Annotated in this window: 21 protein-coding genes and 1 pseudogene; 4 read left to right on the forward strand and 18 right to left on the reverse strand. The window is 55.2% G+C overall.

Annotated features, from left to right (window positions below; genetic code table 11):
- Window positions 1-90: 90 nt before the first annotated feature.
- Both FEAC_RS15070 and FEAC_RS03160 read right to left on the reverse strand, forming a co-directional pair.
- Window positions 91-285: pseudogene (locus tag FEAC_RS15070) on the reverse strand (transposase); the annotation flags it as partial.
- Between the two features lie 164 nt (window positions 286-449).
- Complete coding sequence (locus tag FEAC_RS03160) at window positions 450-962, reverse strand: hypothetical protein (RefSeq protein WP_035388598.1); 513 nt, start codon at window positions 960-962, stop codon at window positions 450-452.
- 351 nt (window positions 963-1,313) lie between these two features.
- Here FEAC_RS03160 and FEAC_RS03165 point away from each other — a divergent pair, with 351 nt between their 5' ends.
- Window positions 1,314-1,649, forward strand: coding sequence for a hypothetical protein (locus tag FEAC_RS03165; RefSeq protein WP_035388599.1), 336 nt, complete (start codon window positions 1,314-1,316; stop codon window positions 1,647-1,649).
- 109 nt (window positions 1,650-1,758) lie between these two features.
- Here FEAC_RS03165 and FEAC_RS03170 read toward each other — a convergent pair whose 3' ends face one another.
- Entirely contained in the window at window positions 1,759-3,144 is a 1,386-nt protein-coding gene (locus FEAC_RS03170) for a class II fumarate hydratase (protein ID WP_035388600.1), read from the reverse strand.
- 172 nt (window positions 3,145-3,316) lie between these two features.
- On the opposite strand from FEAC_RS03170, the gene FEAC_RS03175 reads away from it, so the two are divergent.
- Window positions 3,317-4,261 (forward strand): zinc-binding dehydrogenase, encoded by a 945-nt coding sequence (locus tag FEAC_RS03175; RefSeq protein WP_035388602.1) that lies wholly within the window; start codon window positions 3,317-3,319, stop codon window positions 4,259-4,261.
- A 101-nt stretch (window positions 4,262-4,362) separates the two neighbouring features.
- Here the strand turns inward: FEAC_RS03175 and FEAC_RS03180 are convergent, their stop codons facing one another.
- Window positions 4,363-4,665, reverse strand: a complete 303-nt coding sequence (locus FEAC_RS03180; RefSeq protein ID WP_035388603.1) for a LysM peptidoglycan-binding domain-containing protein — start codon at window positions 4,663-4,665, stop codon at window positions 4,363-4,365.
- A 108-nt stretch (window positions 4,666-4,773) separates the two neighbouring features.
- On the opposite strand from FEAC_RS03180, the gene FEAC_RS03185 reads away from it, so the two are divergent.
- On the forward strand, window positions 4,774-5,352 hold the full coding sequence (locus FEAC_RS03185) for a TetR/AcrR family transcriptional regulator (protein ID WP_152623054.1): 579 nt from the start codon (window positions 4,774-4,776) through the stop codon (window positions 5,350-5,352).
- 435 nt (window positions 5,353-5,787) lie between these two features.
- On the opposite strand, the gene FEAC_RS03190 is transcribed toward FEAC_RS03185, so the two are convergent.
- A complete protein-coding gene (locus FEAC_RS03190; protein WP_035388605.1) occupies window positions 5,788-7,446 on the reverse strand; it encodes an acyl-CoA mutase large subunit family protein in 1,659 nt (552 codons plus the stop codon).
- A gap of 87 nt (window positions 7,447-7,533) precedes the next feature.
- On the opposite strand from FEAC_RS03190, the gene glpX reads away from it, so the two are divergent.
- Window positions 7,534-8,520 carry a class II fructose-bisphosphatase gene (glpX, locus tag FEAC_RS03195; RefSeq protein WP_035388606.1) on the forward strand — a complete coding sequence of 329 codons (987 nt, stop codon included), beginning with the start codon at window positions 7,534-7,536 and terminating at the stop codon, window positions 8,518-8,520.
- On the opposite strand, the gene FEAC_RS03200 is transcribed toward glpX, so the two are convergent.
- The 13 genes from FEAC_RS03200 to FEAC_RS03260 all read right to left on the reverse strand — a co-directional run bounded on the left by FEAC_RS03200 (window position 8,478) and on the right by FEAC_RS03260 (window position 19,524).
- A complete protein-coding gene (locus FEAC_RS03200) occupies window positions 8,478-9,431 on the reverse strand; it encodes a 2'-5' RNA ligase family protein (RefSeq protein WP_160290321.1) in 954 nt (317 codons plus the stop codon). The two genes, glpX and FEAC_RS03200, sit on opposite strands and share 43 nt — an antisense overlap.
- A 3-nt stretch (window positions 9,432-9,434) precedes the next feature.
- Complete coding sequence (locus FEAC_RS03205; RefSeq protein ID WP_035388608.1) at window positions 9,435-9,827, reverse strand: FoF1 ATP synthase subunit delta/epsilon; 393 nt, start codon at window positions 9,825-9,827, stop codon at window positions 9,435-9,437.
- The gene (atpD, locus tag FEAC_RS03210; protein ID WP_035388609.1) at window positions 9,827-11,275 is read right to left on the reverse strand and encodes a F0F1 ATP synthase subunit beta; all 1,449 of its coding nucleotides are present in this window, start codon (window positions 11,273-11,275) and stop codon (window positions 9,827-9,829) included. Before atpD ends, FEAC_RS03205 begins: the two co-directional genes overlap by 1 nt.
- 2 nt (window positions 11,276-11,277) lie before the next feature.
- Entirely contained in the window at window positions 11,278-12,135 is an 858-nt protein-coding gene (atpG, locus tag FEAC_RS03215) for an ATP synthase F1 subunit gamma (RefSeq protein WP_052565401.1), read from the reverse strand.
- Window positions 12,136-12,186: 51 nt separating this feature from the next.
- Window positions 12,187-13,713 (reverse strand): F0F1 ATP synthase subunit alpha, encoded by a 1,527-nt coding sequence (atpA, locus tag FEAC_RS03220; RefSeq protein ID WP_035388694.1) that lies wholly within the window; start codon window positions 13,711-13,713, stop codon window positions 12,187-12,189.
- A gap of 12 nt (window positions 13,714-13,725) precedes the next feature.
- On the reverse strand, window positions 13,726-14,592 hold the full coding sequence (locus FEAC_RS03225; protein WP_035388611.1) for a F0F1 ATP synthase subunit delta: 867 nt from the start codon (window positions 14,590-14,592) through the stop codon (window positions 13,726-13,728).
- A gap of 2 nt (window positions 14,593-14,594) precedes the next feature.
- On the reverse strand, window positions 14,595-15,113 hold the full coding sequence (atpF, locus tag FEAC_RS03230) for a F0F1 ATP synthase subunit B (RefSeq protein WP_035388612.1): 519 nt from the start codon (window positions 15,111-15,113) through the stop codon (window positions 14,595-14,597).
- A gap of 11 nt (window positions 15,114-15,124) precedes the next feature.
- A complete protein-coding gene (atpE, locus tag FEAC_RS03235; protein WP_211250013.1) occupies window positions 15,125-15,400 on the reverse strand; it encodes an ATP synthase F0 subunit C in 276 nt (91 codons plus the stop codon).
- An 83-nt stretch (window positions 15,401-15,483) separates the two neighbouring features.
- Window positions 15,484-16,254, reverse strand: a complete 771-nt coding sequence (atpB, locus tag FEAC_RS03240) for a F0F1 ATP synthase subunit A (protein WP_035388613.1) — start codon at window positions 16,252-16,254, stop codon at window positions 15,484-15,486.
- A complete protein-coding gene (locus FEAC_RS03245) occupies window positions 16,251-16,673 on the reverse strand; it encodes a hypothetical protein (protein WP_035388614.1) in 423 nt (140 codons plus the stop codon). The genes atpB and FEAC_RS03245 overlap by 4 nt, the downstream gene beginning before the upstream one ends.
- Window position 16,674: 1 nt before the next feature.
- Window positions 16,675-17,016, reverse strand: a complete 342-nt coding sequence (locus tag FEAC_RS03250) for a hypothetical protein (RefSeq protein ID WP_035388615.1) — start codon at window positions 17,014-17,016, stop codon at window positions 16,675-16,677.
- An 86-nt stretch (window positions 17,017-17,102) separates the two neighbouring features.
- Window positions 17,103-18,320 (reverse strand): glycosyltransferase family 4 protein, encoded by a 1,218-nt coding sequence (locus FEAC_RS03255; RefSeq protein WP_160290322.1) that lies wholly within the window; start codon window positions 18,318-18,320, stop codon window positions 17,103-17,105.
- Complete coding sequence (locus FEAC_RS03260; protein WP_035388616.1) at window positions 18,244-19,524, reverse strand: serine hydroxymethyltransferase; 1,281 nt, start codon at window positions 19,522-19,524, stop codon at window positions 18,244-18,246. The genes FEAC_RS03255 and FEAC_RS03260 overlap by 77 nt, the downstream gene beginning before the upstream one ends.
- Window positions 19,525-19,625: the final 101 nt, after the last annotated feature.

Genomic DNA, 19,625 nt, shown 5'->3' on the forward strand with positions numbered 1-19,625 from the left:
AAGCCTAACCGTACCGTCGGTAGGCGCAGGTCAAGGAAGTGGTGTACATTCGATCTCTGGCCATCCCCATTGCACGCGTTCGAGGCTGTCTCACAACGCGCGTTGTCCTCGAGCATGCCGAGCGTGTGAAAGAGCCCTGCCATGAACACACTCTTTGGACAGGTACCTTCGAGCAGAGACGGCCCACTCCACGTACTGATCGATTGCAATGGCATCGACGAGGCGGACGATGGCATCGTCGTTGCGGAACACCCCGACGACATCGGTGCGCCGTTTGATCTCCCGCCACTCGCCAGAACCCTACTTCACAGCCTTTTATCCGGACCAAGAGCGCCGACGATATCTTCGCCTCTATGCAGAAATATCTGGGTCCGATAGTTATGATTTGAACTTCCGACCAAGGACACTAGATGCCCGCACTGATTAAATGTTTGGCAAAGCAACGCCAGCTACAACCGATCAGCCAGAATCGGGGCGAGCTGTGGCCAATGATAATGCCCTGGCAAAATTCTTGCTCCGTCGACATAGACCGGATGTGAGCCGAGCTGATCGACTTGATAGCCAAAGTGGATCGCGTATCTTTGCAAGAGTTCATCGGGGAGTAGACGAACGCTGCAGGTGATGCACTCATGAAATGCTCCCAGATGAAGTGCTGAGTGGGAACTCAGCGCGAGCGGCATCGTTCGAGTCTGGTGTAGATCGCAGCTGCTGAGATGCGAAATCAAACTCCATCCAAACTCTGCCGCCGCATCCGCATGATCGATCGCGCCAAGTACTGAATTGGCGGTACTCCAGATCTCTACCGCCGCTGGCATCATCCGCAACAACTGCACGAGTGCGGGAGCAAGTTCCATCGGATCAGAGGCAGCCTCCGCCAATAGATAACCGAATTCGGTCACGATCTCTGGGTCATCAATCGCAGCGTAACGAGCAAGATAGCGAAAATGTTCTAACAGAGCCATAGGTTCTTAGCCTACGAGCCTTCAGCAGACTGACTAGCACCGTTGGTTCGCGGCGGGCACAATCCGAATGGACCAGATCCACCCTTGCATACTTGCACAGGGATGCTCGCCCATCGCCGACATCATGCGCATGTTGACTCTACTTGGCCAACGACTCGTTGCGCTCAACGCGAGTCACAGACCATCATTCCAAGTACGCAGCCGATGCAAGTAGGACGGCAGAATCAACCAACTCATCGATGCTTCCAAGAGTGGCAGTCCTGAGAAAACACTGAACCACAGTGGGCATATACTCCCTGGTGGTAGCGTTTTAACCAGCTGAAGTTGGAAGTAAAGAGTAAGGAGGAATAGATGCACTACTTCGGACTTGTCATACTTTTTGGGTTAGGAATCTATGCATTGAGTCTTCTCGGAGAACGGGCGTACGTTCGGGCGCGTGAACTCAAGCCACTTGTACAACTGATCCTCGGCATCGCTCTAGCCTGGATCGCCAATGTCAATCTTTGGAGTGGATTCTCAGTCGCCAACCTAAGGGCTGGCTGGATAGGAGTTACCATAACCGGTCTAGCACTCGGTGGGATCGCCTTCTTCTTTGACGCCATTGTTGGCTTCTTCGCTGGCCTTCACCGCAAGATCGAAGACCAGGCAGTCCAGCTTGAGCGCAGCGATCTCAAACGAGTCGCCTAAGCCCTTTGATTGCCTGACACAGAGAGCCGGAGCCTCAAAAGGGCCCCGGCTCTCGGTACTCTGAATCGCAATTTTGAAGAGTCTGCCTATGTACTTTGACAGAGCGACGCTATCGTATGATGCCACCCTTGGTCATCGCCATCACGTCAAGTGCTACATCCACCTCGGCCTCTGACAGCAACCCCTTCTCAAGCACAACTGTTCGCAGATCCTTGTCGGTTGCGAGTGCCTCCTTGATGACCTTCGCAGCCTGTTCGTAGCCAATGTATGGATTAAGCGATGTCCCGATCGATGGCGACGATAGTGCATAGGTGCGGCAACGCTCGACGTTAGCTTCGATACCGTTGACGCACTTGGTTACCATGGCGTCGGCGATCGTCGCCATGATTTGCATCGAATCCAACACCGCAACACCCATGATCGGTTGCATTACGTTGAGCTCGAAATTACCCGCTGATCCACCGAACGCGATCGTGGCATCGTTTCCAATTACTCGAGCAACGACTTGACACATCGCCTCTGGGACCACCGGATTTACCTTGCCTGGCATGATCGATGATCCTGGCTGAAGATCTGGTAGGTGAATTTCGCCCAGTCCACAGCGGGGTCCAGAAGACATCCAACGGAGGTCATTGGCTAGCTTGTAGTAGGCCATGGCCAAAGTCTTGAGCGCGCCAGACAGAAACACAATGGCGTCACGCGCACCATGAGCCTCAAAATGATTGCTGGCCTCCCGAATCGGAACGTTTAGACGCTCCCTCAGACGCATAAGCACGCCGTCAGCGAATCCAGGAGGGGCGTTCAAGCCAGTGCCGACTGCGGTCCCTCCAAGTGGGACCTCACCCACGTCGTCCCGAGCGAGTTCGATCCGAACGATAGACCTACGAATCGCTGCGGCATAACCCGAGAACTCCTGACCGAGGGTGATCGGCGTCGCATCCATGAGGTGAGTTCGCCCTGACTTCACCACCTCGGAAAACTCGGCCGCCTTCCGCTCGAGCCCCTCAACCAGTCGATTCAGCGCAGGTAGCAGGAGTTCCGACAGTTCAAGAAGCACACCTAGATGCATCGCCGTCGGAAAGACGTCGTTCGAGGACTGAGAGGCATTGACGTGATCGTTGGGCAGTACCGGTTTGCCCAATCGAGAGCTAGCGAGCCGAGCAATCACCTCATTCACATTCATGTTCGAGGAGGTGCCAGATCCCGTCTGATAGATATCGATCGGGAACTGGTCATCATGAGCTCCACCGAGCACCTCTTCACATGCGCTGACAATCGCATTACTAACCTCAGCATCGAGGATTCCAAGATCAGCGTTGGTTCTCGCCGCGGCCCACTTGATCCAAACCAAGCCTCGAATCAAAGACATTGGTATTCGCTGACCAGAAATAGGAAAATTCGCAACTGCACGCTGAGTTTGTGCTCCCCAGAGAGCTGTAGCCGGTACTTCGATCTCTCCCATAGAATCGTGTTCAATCCGCATCTCTTCGGTCATGACTACCTCCCAGTTCTCAACGAGATTTTCATACTCAACGCTACCGGAATGGACATCTAAAGTCCACTTACGAAACTAGCTCGCCCCCACACCTCCAAGAGAGGCACGACGACCAAGGCTAGGATGACCCTTAAAGTAGTCTTTTACCCACCCAGACAAGGAGGAGAGTTCAGTGCGTGCACTCATCGCTCGGAACGGTTCAGTAATAGTAGAAGAGGTTGCTACCCCACAACCTGCCCGGAACGAGCTGCTCATCAAGGTAACAAGCGCCGGCATCAACGCCGCTGACCTGCTCCAGGCCCGTGGCCACTACCCTCCACCAGCCGGTTTTGATCCAGAACGCCTTGGGCTCGAGTTTGCCGGTGAAGTCATCGAGGCAGGGTCTTCTGAGCTATCCTTCCAACCTGGTCAGTTCGTCATGGGAGTCACGGGTGGTGGAGCTCATGCAGAGTTTCTTACCGCTCCAGCGAGTGCCTGCATCCCAGTGCCAGCTTCAATCGATCCCATGACCGCAGGCGGCTTCCCGGAGGCGGCGTTTACCGCCTTGGATGCGCTCATCATTCAAGCCAACCTGAGCATCGGAGATCGGCTACTGGTTCATGGTGCCCTCGGTGGCGTCGGTACTGCAGCGGTACAGCTTGGCGCCCTCCTTGGCGCAGAGGTGGTTGCCGTCGTGCGCAACCACGAACAGGACGCGCGAGCCTTGTCTTTGGGAGCACGTAACAGCGTAACTCCAGACGAGATCTCGAGCTCAGGTCCCTATGATGTCATCCTTGAGCTCGTATCCGGCGAAAACCTGGCCACCAACATGAACGCGCTAGCGACCAACGGCAGGATAGTTGTCATCGGCGTTGGGAGTGGTGCCAAAACTCAAATAGACCTACGTCTTTTAATGGGTAAACGTGGAACGCTACGTGCATCGACGCTTCGCGCGCGAAGCTGGGAGGAGAAGGCGTTACTAGCCTCCCGGGTAGAGCATCACCTACTCAGCCACTTAGCAACCGGCGCCTACCGGATACTCGTTGAAGAGCAATTCAACCTTGCCGACGGAGCAGAGGCCTACGATCGATTTAGCAAGCCTGGAAAGTTTGGAAAGATCATCTTGACCACCGAATAGCAAAGATCGGCCGAACTCTGGTTCGGATCTCAGCGATGACTCAACCTAAGTTCGACCCACATCACGCCTGCTTGTTGGCTCAGGCATGCCACACCGACAGATCAAGGACGTGCTGTGGGGACGATGATTCGCTCTCCCGGCCATAAAACGGTACCGTGTGTCTGTACCTCCATCCGTGCCACGATTGGATAGGGATTCGCGTTCGGATCAACTCGCTCAGCGATCGAGACAAGAGTATCGCCACGACTGACGATATAAACCTTCGACGACACATGCTCTCCGACGGCCATAGGTGCAATAATCCGGGTGATCACCACTAGGGCCATCAGCCCCACAACCAAAAGCGTGAGCAACCATTCGAGCGCCTGACGTGGCGATTTGCCTGTCTTCACTACGCTTGCCACCCGTGGATCCATCGTTGATTTAATCATATGCGAACTATAGTTCGAGCCTCAGACACAGAAATTTGATATTCGGATAGCCGGAAGCAAAACAGCTATATACTTTGATCAATGCCCAAAATCATGGCCCCCACAGTTAAGGAACATCACGCACAACGACGACAGGCGCTTCTCGATGCCGCCAAGGAGTCGTTGCTTAATCCAACCATCAGGTCGGTAAACTTTGAGGCCGTGGGTCCTCGAGCCGGACTGAGGCGCAATAGCGTTTACCTCTACTTCCCCTCGGAGAATCACTTAGCGCTCGAACTCGCGGAGGACGTGTTGCCCGGATATCAGGAGCAACTCATCACTGCTATGAAGCGCCATCGTGAACCGCGTGAGCAGATCACTGGCTTCGCGAAGGTTGTCGTTGCCCCAGACGCGAGGCTCGCCCATGAGGTACTCCGCAATCTTGAGAACCGAGATCGCACTCCTGAGATTGCGGCCAAGGTAAAAGAGTACTATCTCAGCTTGGCACGCCCACTCGTCGAGCCGCTCAAGATGCTCAAGATGACTGATCCTGAGAACACTGCGGTGCTCCTGTTCACAATGCTGAGTTCGACTCAGAACGTCTCAGACAAGGTTATTGATGCAAAGGCAGCGGCACGTCGCGCTCTTGCCATAGTTGACACTGTCCTTCCAAAGGGTTAGACAGTCAAGAATCAACGTGTTGAATCACGGGAAGCTCCAAGGCATTGCTTTAGCCTTGGAGCTTCTGTTTTTTAGCGATTAGTTCTCCTTCGCCATGCCTTCGATCTGTGCGCGACTTTATCTGTCCGTGCGCTCATCAATCAGACCTTTAGGTTGCCAAAGTACGAACCCAGGGACTCAGCGCATGAGTTCGTTCGATCACCGCCTACTAGAAACCTTTGCCACGCGGCCAAAGCTATCCTCGGTCTGGTGCGCAAGTTTCTCCAGCGCAGGCTCAAAACACCGTCCAAGTTGTCCTATGAGAGGGAAGGTCAATCCGCATGAATATCGATGGATCCAGATACTATTGCTTGACTGCTGTTAACTCCTCCGCAAGTCATTAGTCCACTTTTGGATTGATGATGAGCTCGGCCGGTATCGGCTAACCCATCAACTTCAGATCCCAGGTTCTTCGTAATATCCAAACACATCCGCAAGCGCTTCCATGACTTCACCGATCGAAACTCGCGCCTTTGAGGCTCGAATAAGCGGTTCCATCAGATTCACCTCCGGGTCTCGTGCGTCCGCCTGCAGGTCTGCAAGCGCACGAGCCACCTGATCTGAATCACGTCTTTGGCGAACATCCTGGAGTCGCTGTACCTGAAGCTTCTCCACCTCTGGGCCGATCACCAAGGTATCGATAGGGTCCTCGTCTTCAAGAATGAAGTTATTGACACCCACAACAATACGATCCCCTGCTGAGATCTTCTTCTCGAGTTCATAGGCGGAGTCAGCAATTCGGTTCACGTGGTAGAAGTTGTCGATACCGATCAATGCACCCTCGAGCATCGAACCGTCACCCAACTCCGCGATCTCGGCGAAGATCTCCTCCGCTTGACGCTCGATCTCAAGTGTCAGCTCTTCGACAAAATATGAACCACCAAGCGGATCAACCACGTTCGTAACACCAGTCTCGTGAGCGATGATCTGCTGGGTTCGAAGCGCGATGCGTGCGGCCTTTTGGGTCGGCAATGAGAGAACCTCATCCATTGAGTTCGTGTGGAGGCTCTGGGTGCCTCCAAGAGTCCCCGCGAGAGCCTCGATCGCAGTTCGAACGATATTTAGTTCAGGCTGCTGCGCAGTCAACGACACCCCAGCGGTCTGGGTATGAAAGCGAAGCAGCCAAGATCGTGGGTCTTGAGCCTGGTAATGATCACGCATCCATCGAGCCCAGATGCGACGTGCAGCGCGATACTTTGCAATCTCCTCAAAAAAATCGATGTGCGCATTGAAAAAGAAGGAGAGTTGGGGAGCGAACTCGTCAACCGTAAGCCCAGCGGCCAACCCTGTCTCAACATAGGCGAAACCGTTGGCAATCGTGAACGCGAGCTCCTCAGCGGCTGTCGAACCTGCCTCTCGAATGTGATATCCCGAGACTGAAAGTGGGTGCCACTTTGGCATCTCTGCGGCTGCGAAGGTCATAGTATCGCGTACCAGACGCATCGATGGGCGTGGGGGGAAATAGTACTCCTTTTGCGCCTGATACTCCTTCAAGATATCGTTCTGCAGGGTGCCGCCTAACTCTCTCCTCGGCACACCGCTTGTCTCAGCAACTGCGACAAAGGAGGCGAGAATGAAGGCAGCTGGAGAGTTGATGGTCATTGAGGTGGTAATCTCTCCAAGGCGAATACCTTCAAATAGAGTCTCCATGTCGTCATAGGTGTCGATGGCGACACCGCATTTACCGACCTCACCCAACGACTTCGGATCGTCTGAATCCCGTCCCATCAGCGTCGGCAAGTCAAAAGCTACCGATAGCCCCGTTCCCCCAGCATCCAAAAGCTCTCGAAAACGCTCATTAGTTTCGGCAGCTGAAGAAAACCCAGCAAACATCCTCATCGTCCATAGCTTGGTCCGATATCCACTCGCATATATTCCCCTGGTATACGGGTAACTACCAGGAAGCTCCTCATCGTCCGGGAGCTCCGAAACAGACCCGATGGCGCCCCGGCTGGTATAAACAGGAGCCAGCTCGATCCCAGACAGCGTCTCGAAACGGTCATGTCTCTTTGGAGCGCGATCATAGCTCGCAACCCACTCATCAAAGCGTGTCATAGACCTCTAGTCTAGTGCTCGTCTCGAAATCATCAAGAAACGTAAGTGTTGACCGAGCTCAGAGAGGCATCCACTACCATACTTTAGATGCTCGACAATTCGCCTCCCGATCGCAACCTTGCCCTCGACCTAGTCCGCGTCACCGAGGCCGCTGCGCTCGCCTCAACCCAATGGGTGGGACGTGGTCAAAAAGAGTCAGCCGACGGAGCAGCTGTAAACGCGATGCGCAGCGTTCTAGATGTAGTCTCCATGGATGGTACCGTTATCATCGGCGAAGGCGAAAAGGACAACGCTCCGATGCTCTTCAATGGCGAGCATGTGGGCGATGGCGCTGGTCCGAAGGTCGATATCGCAGTGGACCCGATTGAAGGTACGACCCCGACCGCAATGGGGCGCGGCGGTGCAATGAGTGTAATCGCAGTAGCCGGTAACGGTTCGATGTTTTTTCCTGGTCCAATCGTCTACATGGACAAGCTCGCAACTGGCCCAGAGGGGGTCGGGGCGGTCTCTCTAGACCTCTCACCACGCGAGAATGTCATCGAACTAGCGAAGGCAAGGCGGTGCCAGACATCAGAAATTACGGTGGCAATTCTCGACCGACCACGCCATCAAGAGCTCATCGAAGAGGTTCGTTCAGCTGGCGCAAGAATCTCCCTAATCGGAGATGGTGATGTCGCAGCCGCAATCCTCACTGCACTGCCGTCCTCGAATGTCGATATGCTCCTCGGCGTCGGGGGTAGCCCCGAGGCGGTCATCGCAGCTGCGGGGTTGCAATGCATCGACGGTGCCATCCAGGCAAGACTCTGGCCGCGAGACGAGGAGGAACGCCAGAAAGCACTAGATGCGGGCTACGACCTGACAGCCATCCTACACACCTCGGATCTCGTCAACTCTCAGGACTGTTTCTTCGCGGCTACTGGTATCACCAACTCAGAACTACTCCGCGGCGTCAGAACTCGCCGTGGGGAGGCGATAACCCATTCGATCGTGATGCGTTCACGAAGCAAGACGGTGAGAACGATCGAGGCCGTTCACCGCGTCGAAAAGCTCAGAAATTTCCATCTAATGGCCTGATTGCCATCTGCTGTCCTGTCAACCGCGGATAGGTCGAAACTCCGCAAACCCAACAGACGAGCGGTATCCGAGCTCATTGTTGTCGCGCCAAGAGGATCCAGACTAGTTACCCACTCAGGAGCCACCACTGCCGTGGCGAATTGTAGGTAGACAAGCAGCTCCTCTACCACCAGCTCCTCGAAGCCGAAGCCGACTAAGTCACGATCTAGCATCACGCTATCGTCGAAAACCCAGACACCATTCGGCCCAGCTATCGCCTCTACCCAACCAAGGAGTTCACCCGAGACGTCGAGCAGCCAAGCACTTACACTCCTGGAATCGCGCCTGTGAGCAACCGGGCTCGATCGCGAGAGCATCACTAACACAGAACGGTGAGAACGCCTGCGACGCCCGCCATAGCCAACCAGAGCCCTCACAAACGGCCGCCAACCTCTTCTACTGCCGCGCGCATCCGCGACTAAAAGGCTCATCTCACTGGCTGACGTCTCCACTCTGTACCGGGACAGACGTTCGTGGAGGATCAACCCCTCCTCAGGCTTAATGTTCTCTACCACTGTCACGTGGGGAACATAGATGCGCGAATCCCGTGATGGAGCCAACCTATCGCGCCAACGCTCAAGCTCGTCACCGCCGGCGACCACCGAAAGGTGTCCTGTTATCCGTCGATTCGCGAACGTATCAAACCCAGTCAGCTCAAGAGTGACTGGTTCCACTCGGGTGCTCAACTCGGCGATCTGGGCCACGAAGCTCCAGGCCTCCGCTGGCGAACAGTCCACCGGTGGAATCAATGTGATGTGCGGAGGAATCCAGTCAAGAGCACCTGAACCCAAGAACCTCCGCAGGAGATTCAGTTCAGACTCGACCCCCTCATCGAACGTAACCGCTAGACAGCAACGAACCCGAGGGGTCACCACCTAGTCGATCAAACTCGCTCTGAGCTCCAACGACCGCCGCTCAGTGTCTGCAAGTGAATCGTCAAGCTCTGCAACCCGTTCTTCGTAGCGCTGTCGACGTCTGTCCAACGACTCCTGCTCTACATTACTGGCTAGCTCGGCATCGTTGGCTAGCACTACAACACGGTTGCCACCAGCGCGAACCAAACCACCATCTATGACGATCTGGAACGAATCGCCCTGCGCTCTCGCCACAGTAGCGAGGCAGACCTCAACCTCACCAACAAAGGGAGCGTGATGAGCGAGAAACGCTACATCCCCGAGGGCGGATCGAAGCGTGAGGCTTTCGACCTCCTCGTCTAGCAACACTAACTCAGGATTGGCGATTACTAAATTGAAGGTCTCCGTAGCCACTAGGCATCCATCTCTTTTGCACGAGCGAGTACATCCTCGATGCCGCCGGAGTTCAAAAAGGCCTGTTCAGGAACACCATCAAGGTCACCACGAACGATCGCCTCGAATGACTCGATGGTCTCGGCAATCGGAACATACTTACCCTTTGCACCTGTGAAGATCTCTGCGACGAAGAACGGCTGCGATAGGAAGCGCTGAATGCGTCGGGCTCGCGACACAGTCACCTTATCCTCCTCAGAGAGCTCATCGAGGCCCAAAATAGCGATGATATCCTGGAGCTCCTTGTAGCGCTGCAAGATCTGTTGGACACTACGGGCCACCTGATAGTGTCGTTCGCCAACGATGTGCGGTGCGAGGATATTCGATGTCGACGCGAGTGGATCGACGGCGGGATAAATTCCAAGGGAAGCAATCTGACGAGAGAGCTCCGTCGTCGCATCCAAGAAGGTGAAGGTCGTGAATGGCGCAGGATCGGTGTAGTCGTCAGCTGGCACATAGACGGCCTGCAGTGAGGTGATCGAACGACGCTTCGTCGAGGTGATTCGCTCCTGCAGGGCACCCATCTCGTCAGCGAGCGTGGGTTGGTAACCCACAGCCGAAGGCAGTCGACCTAAGAGTGCCGATACCTCGGAACCAGCTTGGACGAATCGGAAGATATTATCGATGAAAAGCAGTACGTCCTGATCTTTGACGTCGCGGAAGTACTCAGCCATCGTCAGTGCCGATAAAGCCACACGAAGACGAACACCTGGTGGCTCATCCATTTGACCATAGACAAGCGCCGCCTTTTCGATCACCCCTGACTCTTCCATCTCTAGAAGGAGGTCGGTGCCCTCTCGAGTACGTTCGCCAACGCCAGCGAAAACAGAGACGCCACCGTGTTGCTGTGCAACTCGGTTGATCATCTCCATGATCAGAACCGTCTTGCCGACTCCCGCACCACCGAATAGCCCAACCTTGCCACCCTGAACATAGGGCTCGAGGAGGTCGATAACCTTGATACCAGTCTCGAACATCTGAGCCTTAGGTTCTAGATCATCGAAGGGTGGCGGGTCACGATGGATCTCCCAATGATCATCGATGTCGATGAGCTCCCCTGCGTTCAACGGCTCACCAATAACGTTGAAGACGTGGCCAAGAACGCCAGATCCAACTGGAACCTTGATCCCATGTCCCAAGTCGGTGACCGCAGCCCCCCGACGCAATCCATCGGTAGGTCGAAGACAGATGCAGCGAACGCGACCATCACCAAGCTGACTGGCAACTTCGGCCATAATGATGACTGTATTGCCATCGATCTCCGCCTCCATCGAGACGGCCATGTTCACCTCAGGAATTGACTCAGGCGGGAACTCGACATCTACCACCGGCCCAGCGATGGACACGACTCGGCCGAGAGCCTTCGCCTGTGTTAGGTTCTCCTCGGTCGGCTTCTCTTCAGTCTCCATTGTTACCTTTCATCTCCACTCATGGCGTGGCTACCCTGTGCGAGTGCCTCCGCGCCACCAACTATTTCAGTAATCTCCGTGGTAATGGCGTCTTGGCGGACGCGGTTCATCGCCCTAGTTAGGTTACGAACCAACTCGGTTGCATTATCCGTCGCACTCTTCATAGCACGTTGCCTCGCTGCGTGCTCAGCCGCGGAGGCCTCAAGCAACAGTCCAAAAAATTCGGCCACCACCAACTGGTGTAGCGCGGTATCGATAACAGCCTCTAGCGAAGGTTCAGCCTCGAAATCGAAGTGAGCAACCGTCTCCGATCTGTTGTCGACCACTGAACTCGGGTCGACAGGAACAAGAATGGTCTCCTCGAGTCGCTGAACACCAAGCGAGTAAAACCGGTTCGAGATAACCACAACTCGAGCAATCTCACCAGCATCAACCCGCCTCATAACAGGTCCCATGATCGCATAGGCCTGATCTAGAGTCGGCAGATGGGTTACACCATTTATCTGAACATTACTGGATATACCTCGAAAGTGCAGGTAATTCTCGATCCTACGGCCAATACCAATGATCTCGATTGGTCCTTCGCTCTGCCGAACCTGCTCTTCGTATGCCCTGATAACTGAGCTATTGTAGCCGCCACACAATCCTCTATCAGAGGTTACCAATACCAAAACGGTCACCCCAGCCTGTACCTGAGTCAGCGGCGGGCGATAACTCGGGAGCGTAACCAGCAACTCTCGCGTCACCTCGGAGACCTCCCGAAAATAGGTCCTGGCCCCACCGATACGTCCAACCGCCTTAACGATACGCGACGCCGCGATAAGTTCCATGGCCTTCGTGATCTTCTTGGTCGAGTTCACACTCCTAATACGCCCGCGTAGCGCGCGCTCTTTACCACCCGGCACGAGAAACTAGCCCTGTCCAGAGGTGGCGAACCCACCAGCGAACGTATCGATTGCATCCTTGAGCGCCTGCTTGTCGGGCATCTTGCCGTTAGTCGTGATCTCATCCATCAACTCAGGATGACGCGCCTTCAGAAAGCCGATCATCTCTACCAAAAACTTAGTCACATCAGCAACAGGCAGTTCATCAAGCAGTCCATTAGTGCCGGCAAAAATACTAACTACCTGCTCAGCCACTGAAAGTGGTGCACCCTGGTCTTGCTTTAGCAACTCGGTAAGACGATAACCACGATCGAGCTGTGCCTGAGCATACTTATCTAGCTCAGAGCCAAAGGTAGCAAAAGCCTCGAGTTCGCGAAACTGGGCCAAGTCGAGCCGAAGACTACCGGACACCTCCTTCATCGCCTTGACCTGTGCGGCACCGCCAACACGCGATACAGAGGTCCCGACGTTGATGGCAGGACGGATACCGGAGTTGAACAGATCCGAATCAAGGAACACCTGACCATCGGTGATCGAGATCACGTTGGTGGGGATGTAGGCCGAGATATCACCAGCCTTGGTCTCGATGATTGGAAGCGCAGTTAGCGACCCTCCACCCAAGGCATCACCCAACTTCGCAGCACGCTCTAGAAGGCGAGAGTGGAGATAGAAGATGTCGCCCGGGTAGGCTTCGCGTCCCGGCGGACGGCGAAGAAGGAGTGAGAGCTGTCGGTAGGCATCGGCTTGCTTTGAGAGGTCATCGTAGACAATCAGAGCATGCTCGCCGTTCTCCATCCAGTGCTGACCCATCGCACACCCCGCGTACGGGGCAAGATACTTGAACGGTGCAGCCTCTGACGCCGCTGCTGCGACGATCACCGTGTACTCAAGCGCACCATGATCGCGCAAGGTGTCGACCACAGCAGCGATGGAGGTACCCTTCTGCCCAATAGCTACATAGATACACTTGACCCCTTGGCCGCGCTGATTTATGATGGTGTCTAGCGCTACCGTAGTCTTGCCAGTCTTGCGGTCACCGATGATAAGTTCACGCTGTCCTCGCCCGATAGGGGTCATGGCGTCAATCGCCTTGATGCCCGTTTGCAGCGGTTCGCCTACCGGCTTGCGCTGGACGATACCTGGTGCTTGAACCTCAAGCCGACGTTGGATATCGGATTCAATTGGTCCAAGACCATCAATTGGGCGACCGAGTGGGTCAACCACCCGTCCGAGAAGACCGTCACCAACTGGAACAGAGAGAATTTCGCCAGTCGACTTCACCAACTGTCCCTCAGAGATGCCCGATTCATCTCCTAGGACAACGACACCAATGGTGTCCTCCTCCAGGTTGAGGGCCAAGCCAACCGTGCCGTTCGCAAAGCGCAACACCTCGTTAACCGCCACGGAAGGGAGTCCCGAGACTGAGGCGATACCATCACCAAACTCGAGCACACGACCCACCTCTTCACCAGAGGTCGTCGTTGCGTATTCATGCAGCCGCCGCTGAATTACGTCAGCGATCTCTGACTTGTCAATTTTTAGCTCTACCGCCATCGTCTCTCCTTGTTATCGCCCCGCAAGTAGCTGCTGGGCCCTCTGTAGTTCTCGGGCAACGCTCACGTCATACACGCGATCGCCAACCACCGCGACCATTCCGCCTATCAACGACGAGTCAACCCTCCACTCGACGATCAACTCCCTATGGGTTCGCCGTTCAAGCGTCGAAGCGATCCTGGAACGATAGACGTCACTCGTCTCCCGAGCCATCGTGACCCTGGCAACCTCGCTCTCGACGAGTACCGAGCAATCAGCCACAATCCGCTCCAGAGACTCCGCGAGCGATCGGGGATTCGTCGTCGCAACCACCGCCCGAATCACCAAGACCGCCGAACTCGAGAGTCGGCTGGAAAAGAGATCCTCAACGATCTTCACTCGTTGCACCTCGCTACCACCAAGCCCAGAAAGGGCTCGGCGCAATCCAACGTCATCTGCCAGTAGTTGCAGGACGCTCAACAACTCATCCATCAGCTGCAAACGAGCATCGCGATCGAGCTCGATCATTATCGCCTGTGCGTAACCTCGCGAACGTGCCCCAGTCGCCGTCTCTATCCCGTCACCCAACAGATAGGAACTCTGAAGAACCTGATCAAGCGCTGCCAAGACCTCTGGGATGTCACCTGCAAACTCAGTCTCGATCACATACCCCACCAAGGCGACGATACGCGCATCTACGCGCTCCACCAGGAGCTCGTCGAGCACTGAGCGTCGAACCTCGGGTCGCAACCCACGGTCGATGAGCAGATCAGTGAGTTCAACCGACTCCTCCACCAGCGATACTACTGACGCCAGTTCTTCTCTCGCGTGCGCCAAATCGCCATCTTTGGCCAGTAGGTCTCGAATGGCTATGGCGAATCCACGGGTTCGCTCTCTCATGTCTACTCCGAATCCGCCTCCGCGAGGAACGACTCCACGAGCGGGTCCACCTCACTCGATGCAAGTTCATGTGCGAGAATACGAGTCGATAGCTCGATTGCCATCCCTGCCAACTCACCCCGGAGTTCGAGGACGAGCCGCGAGCGCTCCGCCGCAATCTGCAGCTGAGCCTGTTCGCGAACCAGTTGCGCCTCTCGCTGGGCCTCTGCCACCGCCTCTTGTCGCAGGGCCTCACCGGTTGCTCGCGCATCCTCGATGATTCGCTGACCCTCTTCTCGAGCACGGCTCAACTCCGCCCGTCGCTCCTCCGCAATACGCTCTGCATCGCGGCGAGCTGCCTCAGCCGCCTCAAGGTCATCGCGGATCTTATCGCTACGTTTTGCCATCATGGAGGCAACTGGCGGGAAGGCAAACTTAACCAACACAGCCAACAGAATGACAAACGAGATTACTGACCAAATTACCTCACCCGTAGAGGGCAAAATAGGGTTCGGTGACTGCGTGACTACTCCGAAAAGCACGAGGCTATTCCTTAACCGGTGTACTTCAAGAGGACAAAGACCACGAAGCCGATCAAGGCGAGTGCCTCAGCGAGCGCGAAACCCAAGAAGGCGAGCGACCGAACCGGTCCAGCAGTCTCCGGCTGTCTCGCAATCGCCGAGATCGCCTGGCCGAAGATAATTCCGATACCAATGCCAGGCCCGAGTGCAGCGAGGCCATACGCCAAGCCAGACCCAAGCTCCGCAAGGCCTTTTCGTAAGTTGACATTTGCCGCTACTGCGATAATTGTCGCCATCATGCTATGCATTAACTTGCTTTCCTCTCCATCTAAATATTCGATACCAACTCTTTAATGAGCATTTTTGCTCACGACGAACTTAGACAAACTCCTTAGTGCCCACCTCCCGAAGATTCGCCCAAGTAGACGGCGGTCAGGATGGTGAAAATAAAAGCTTGAAGAAATCCGACGAAGATCTCGTAGCCAGTCAACACAACAAGGGTAGCAGCCGGTAGCGGCAGCACGATCAGACCGATACTTCGAACGAACAGAGCCTCTGAAATAACTGCAAACGTCACCAACAGAAGATGGCCAGCGAGCATGTTACCGAACAAGCGGACTGCCAGAGCGAAGGGGCGAACTATAAAGGTTGACAACAACTCAATAGGAACTAGGAGGATTAAGAGAGCGACCGGCACTCCACTTGGTACGAGTGCCGACTTAAAATAACCGCCAAAACCTTGCTTCTTGATACCTACCACGATAAAGGTGACGTAGACGATCAAGGCTAGGGGGATAGTGACGCTAGTTCTGGCCGTCGCAGGCATCTGGATGAAGGGAATGACCTCGAACAGATTGTTGAAGAGGATGAAAAAGAAGAGTCCGGTAAGCCAGGGTACCCACGCTAGCCCCTCTTGACCCATCACGTCAATAACGACAGAGTTGGTGATGAAGTCGACCGCCGACTCCATGACGTTCTGGATGCCACGCGGGACTAGATTCTGGCGCCGTCCGGCGATGAAGAATAAGACCAATGTGATTGCCGTCGACAACAGCGTGAGAACCGCGATCTTGTTGAACATCAATGCGGAGCCACCAAAGGCGATCGGCTTCCAGTCCAAGAGCTCCGCGATAGGTGGGAAGTTTATGGCTGCGAAAATCATCGAACCAATCTCCAAGGTGCGAGTCCGTCATCGCCGAGTCGCCCTGATACCCTCCGCGCCTCGATAACCACGGCAGCAAGGTGACCGAGGATCACCACTAGACCAAAGACAACGAGATCCATCCATGATGCACGTGCCACAGGGATAATCGCCGCCGTGAGGACTCCAAGACCAACCAACAACGATATAAACGCCGCCGCCATCAGACCTGTCATCCCAAACTTGGCGCCTTCACGGAAGAACAACATCATGATGGCGAAGTTGACCGCCACCAGGGCTAATCCATAAAGTGATGACCACAAACCTCGATCACCGGCGATAGCCCACGAAACCGCTACTGCAACAGGTGCAACGATGAGCAAGCGAACAAGAAAACCCTTGGCGATACTCACCTCAGGCTGGGTAGACGCGCTAGACAAGCTACTTCTTCCTCCTCAGCCATGCATCCGCCTGGCGAACATCGTCTGAAAGCTCGAGATCGGATTCCAATAAACCTGAAACACCGCCCCTCTCTGGGCGACGGGTCTTGACCGGAATCGGGCTGCTGTCGAGCTCCGCCTTTGACCGATAGTACATAGAGAGAATAGATCCAACAACCCCGAAAACGGCTATCCCCACTCCCCATGCCCATGAGTGCGTCCACTGACCGACCACGACGGCTATCACGAGCGAGAGCACCATCGTCCCGAAGGACTCAATCATCTTGGCGATCGCCTCACTAAAACTCGATACCATACCACGGGCCACTGAACGGCTGTCCACGATCGAACCTCTTCCGAACCAAACCTAGAATACTCTACCAGCTATAGGCCAGCCCACTGTCATCCTGGCTAGAACAGTGGGACTCATCAATCAGTCCCAGCATCCTTGCGTCGGATTACCTGCATGGCTCGCCCACTTCGCGAATGTGTCCCCTTTAAATCAGGATGAAACAGGGTATATAGTAGCACTCCCACAGCTGCCACCGCAATCGGGAGTTCGAATCCGAGACCACTCACGTAGGTCGGAAGAAGCGCGAAGGCGGACAGAATAGCCGTCCATGCCCAGAGGATAGCCACCGATCGTCGTGGTCCGTGTCCCATCTCCATCAGGCGGTGATGAAGGTGCTTCTTGTCGGGCGTGGCGAAGCTGACATGGTGAGCGGTGCGACGTAACACAGAAAACACCAAGTCAGCCATTGGAACTCCAAGAATCACAAACGGAATCACCAACGGCGCAAAAAAGAAAAAGGTCTGGTCGGAGACGTTAGCAGTGCGCCCACCCACCACCGACGTACTAGCCGCCAGGAGCAGTCCAAGAAGCATCGCTCCTGTGTCTCCCATAAAAATCTTGGCAGGGTTCCAGTTGTGTGGCAAGAAGCCAACACAGACCCCAAGCACCGCAAACGCAATAATCGGGCCAATGGAGGAACTTGGGAGTTGCCCAAGCGCCTCTAGTCGTAGCGAGTAAAGGCCAAAAGCAAGCGACGCGATCGCCACTATCCCCGAAGCAAGGCCATCAAGTCCATCAATGAGATTGATCGCATTCTCCATCGCTATAACCCAGATAGCAGTGAGCAACGGGGTAAGCGAGTTCGAGAGAACCACTATACCTGCGAATGGCACCTTGAACCAGAACATAGTCACGCCAAAGATCCAAAGCAAAGAGGCCGAAAGCACTTGACCAGCTACCTTTGCCGGTGCTGACAGGTTCCAGACATCGTCGACCACACCTATGCCGGTGATGGCAATCGCAGCAAGAAGTACTCCAGTAGGTTCAGAGGAGTCAATAAACACTGGTCGAAAGGAATGCATCAGGCTGCCCACACCGATGGCGGCCGCAAAACCCACCAGCATGCCAATGCCACCCAAGGTTGGCGTTGGCTTAAGATGGGCCATGCGTCCACCCGGCTGAACCACCTGATTCGTCCGGAAGGCGAGCCATCTGACCAGAGGCACAACCAAGAAAGTAACGACAGCAGCGACCAGCGCCACCAGGACGTATTGCACGCTACCTCTCGGATGGCGGAGGGAACGAACGGCAAAGATCAGCGACTTCGCGTCGAACCTCCTGGCAAGTCTGGTCATCATCGGTACGCAAGACTCGAGAGATCAAGGATGCGACCGTCTTCATCTGGTCAGTAGACATGCCCGCAGTGGTCATGGCGGCGGTACCGAGACGCAGCCCGCTGGTGACAAACGGAGAGCGTGGATCGAATGGAATCTGATTTCTATTGCAGGTTATGCCACTACGATCGAGTCTCACCTGCGCGGTTCGCCCATCGAGCTCGGCGTCAAAATCTCGCAAGTCAACAAGCATAAGATGCACGTCGGTGCCGCCAGAAACTATGCGAAAACCCTCTGCGCTAAGAGAATCTGCAAGCACACGGGCGTTATCGACCACCCGTTGACCATACTGACGAAAGTCGGGGTCCATAGCCTCTCCAAAGGCGACTGCTTTCGCGGCAATCGCATGCTCCAGAGGACCACCTTGTAACCCTGGGAAGATCGCCTTGTCCAGACTCTTTCCAAGATCCTCGTGCGCGATGATGGCAGCACCGCGAGGGCCTCGCAAGGTCTTGTGGGTCGTAAAGGTAACCACATCAGCACCGCGCCCTCCTGACCGTGTGAATAGAGGGTTGGGATAGACGCCGGCAGCTATCAATCCCGCTACATGAGCTGCGTCGAATAGCACCAATGCGCCGACCTCGTCGGCGATCTCCCGAACTGGATCGACCTCGATAATACGTGAGTAGGCGGTTGCACCAATGACGATCAGCTTTGGTCGTTGTTCCAACGCCAGCTGGTGCATCTGATCGAGATCAAGCCACTCTCGGTTCGGATCTGATTCACGAACGCCATAGGAGATAAAATCATATATCTGCCCCGAGAAGTTGACTGGAGAGCCATGAGTGAGGTGTCCTCCTTGATCTAGGCGCATGGCTAGCACGCGATCTCTAGGCTCAAGCAAAGCCAAGTAGGCGCCTGCATTAGCGTTAGCGCCGGCGTGTGGCTGCACGTTCGCATAAGGCGCCCCAAACAGCTGCTTGCAACGCTCGATAGCCAGCGTCTCAACCTGGTCAATAATCTGGTTGCCACCGTAGTAACGCCGGCTCGGATAACCTTCTGCATACTTATTAGTCAGGACGCTGCCAGTCGCCTCCATCACCGCGCGAGATGCAAAGTTCTCGGAGGCGATCAGCTGGAGGGTAGTTCGCTGACGCTCCTGCTCCTCCTCGATAAGCCGTGCGACCTCAGGATCCTGTCTTTGGAGCAACTCAGGTGAACTCAACAGGGAACCCCCTTTTCGAATCATCGACCCCGCACATCACCGAATCGATACCACTGAGTGTAGAGGAAGGCAACTCGAAAACTTGCCTGCATGGTATCGCC

The sequence above is a fragment of the Ferrimicrobium acidiphilum DSM 19497 genome (assembly GCF_000949255.1).
Lineage (GTDB): Bacteria > Actinomycetota > Acidimicrobiia > Acidimicrobiales > Acidimicrobiaceae > Ferrimicrobium > Ferrimicrobium acidiphilum.

Coding starts and splice junctions, on each gene's coding strand:
- atpA (WP_035388694.1), bottom strand. CDS start 13,713: ATGGCGGTAGAGCTAAAAATTGACAAGTCAGAGATCGCTGACGTAATT.
- FEAC_RS03255 (WP_160290322.1), bottom strand. CDS start 18,320: ATGACCAGACTTGCCAGGAGGTTCGACGCGAAGTCGCTGATCTTTGCC.
- FEAC_RS03170 (WP_035388600.1), bottom strand. CDS start 3,144: ATGACCGAAGAGATGCGGATTGAACACGATTCTATGGGAGAGATCGAA.
- atpD (WP_035388609.1), bottom strand. CDS start 11,275: ATGGAGACTGAAGAGAAGCCGACCGAGGAGAACCTAACACAGGCGAAG.
- FEAC_RS03165 (WP_035388599.1), top strand. CDS start 1,314: ATGCACTACTTCGGACTTGTCATACTTTTTGGGTTAGGAATCTATGCA.
- FEAC_RS03185 (WP_152623054.1), top strand. CDS start 4,774: ATGCCCAAAATCATGGCCCCCACAGTTAAGGAACATCACGCACAACGA.
- atpE (WP_211250013.1), bottom strand. CDS start 15,400: ATGCATAGCATGATGGCGACAATTATCGCAGTAGCGGCAAATGTCAAC.
- FEAC_RS03160 (WP_035388598.1), bottom strand. CDS start 962: ATGGCTCTGTTAGAACATTTTCGCTATCTTGCTCGTTACGCTGCGATT.
- atpB (WP_035388613.1), bottom strand. CDS start 16,254: ATGATTTTCGCAGCCATAAACTTCCCACCTATCGCGGAGCTCTTGGAC.
- FEAC_RS03190 (WP_035388605.1), bottom strand. CDS start 7,446: ATGACACGCTTTGATGAGTGGGTTGCGAGCTATGATCGCGCTCCAAAG.
- glpX (WP_035388606.1), top strand. CDS start 7,534: ATGCTCGACAATTCGCCTCCCGATCGCAACCTTGCCCTCGACCTAGTC.
- FEAC_RS03225 (WP_035388611.1), bottom strand. CDS start 14,592: ATGAGAGAGCGAACCCGTGGATTCGCCATAGCCATTCGAGACCTACTG.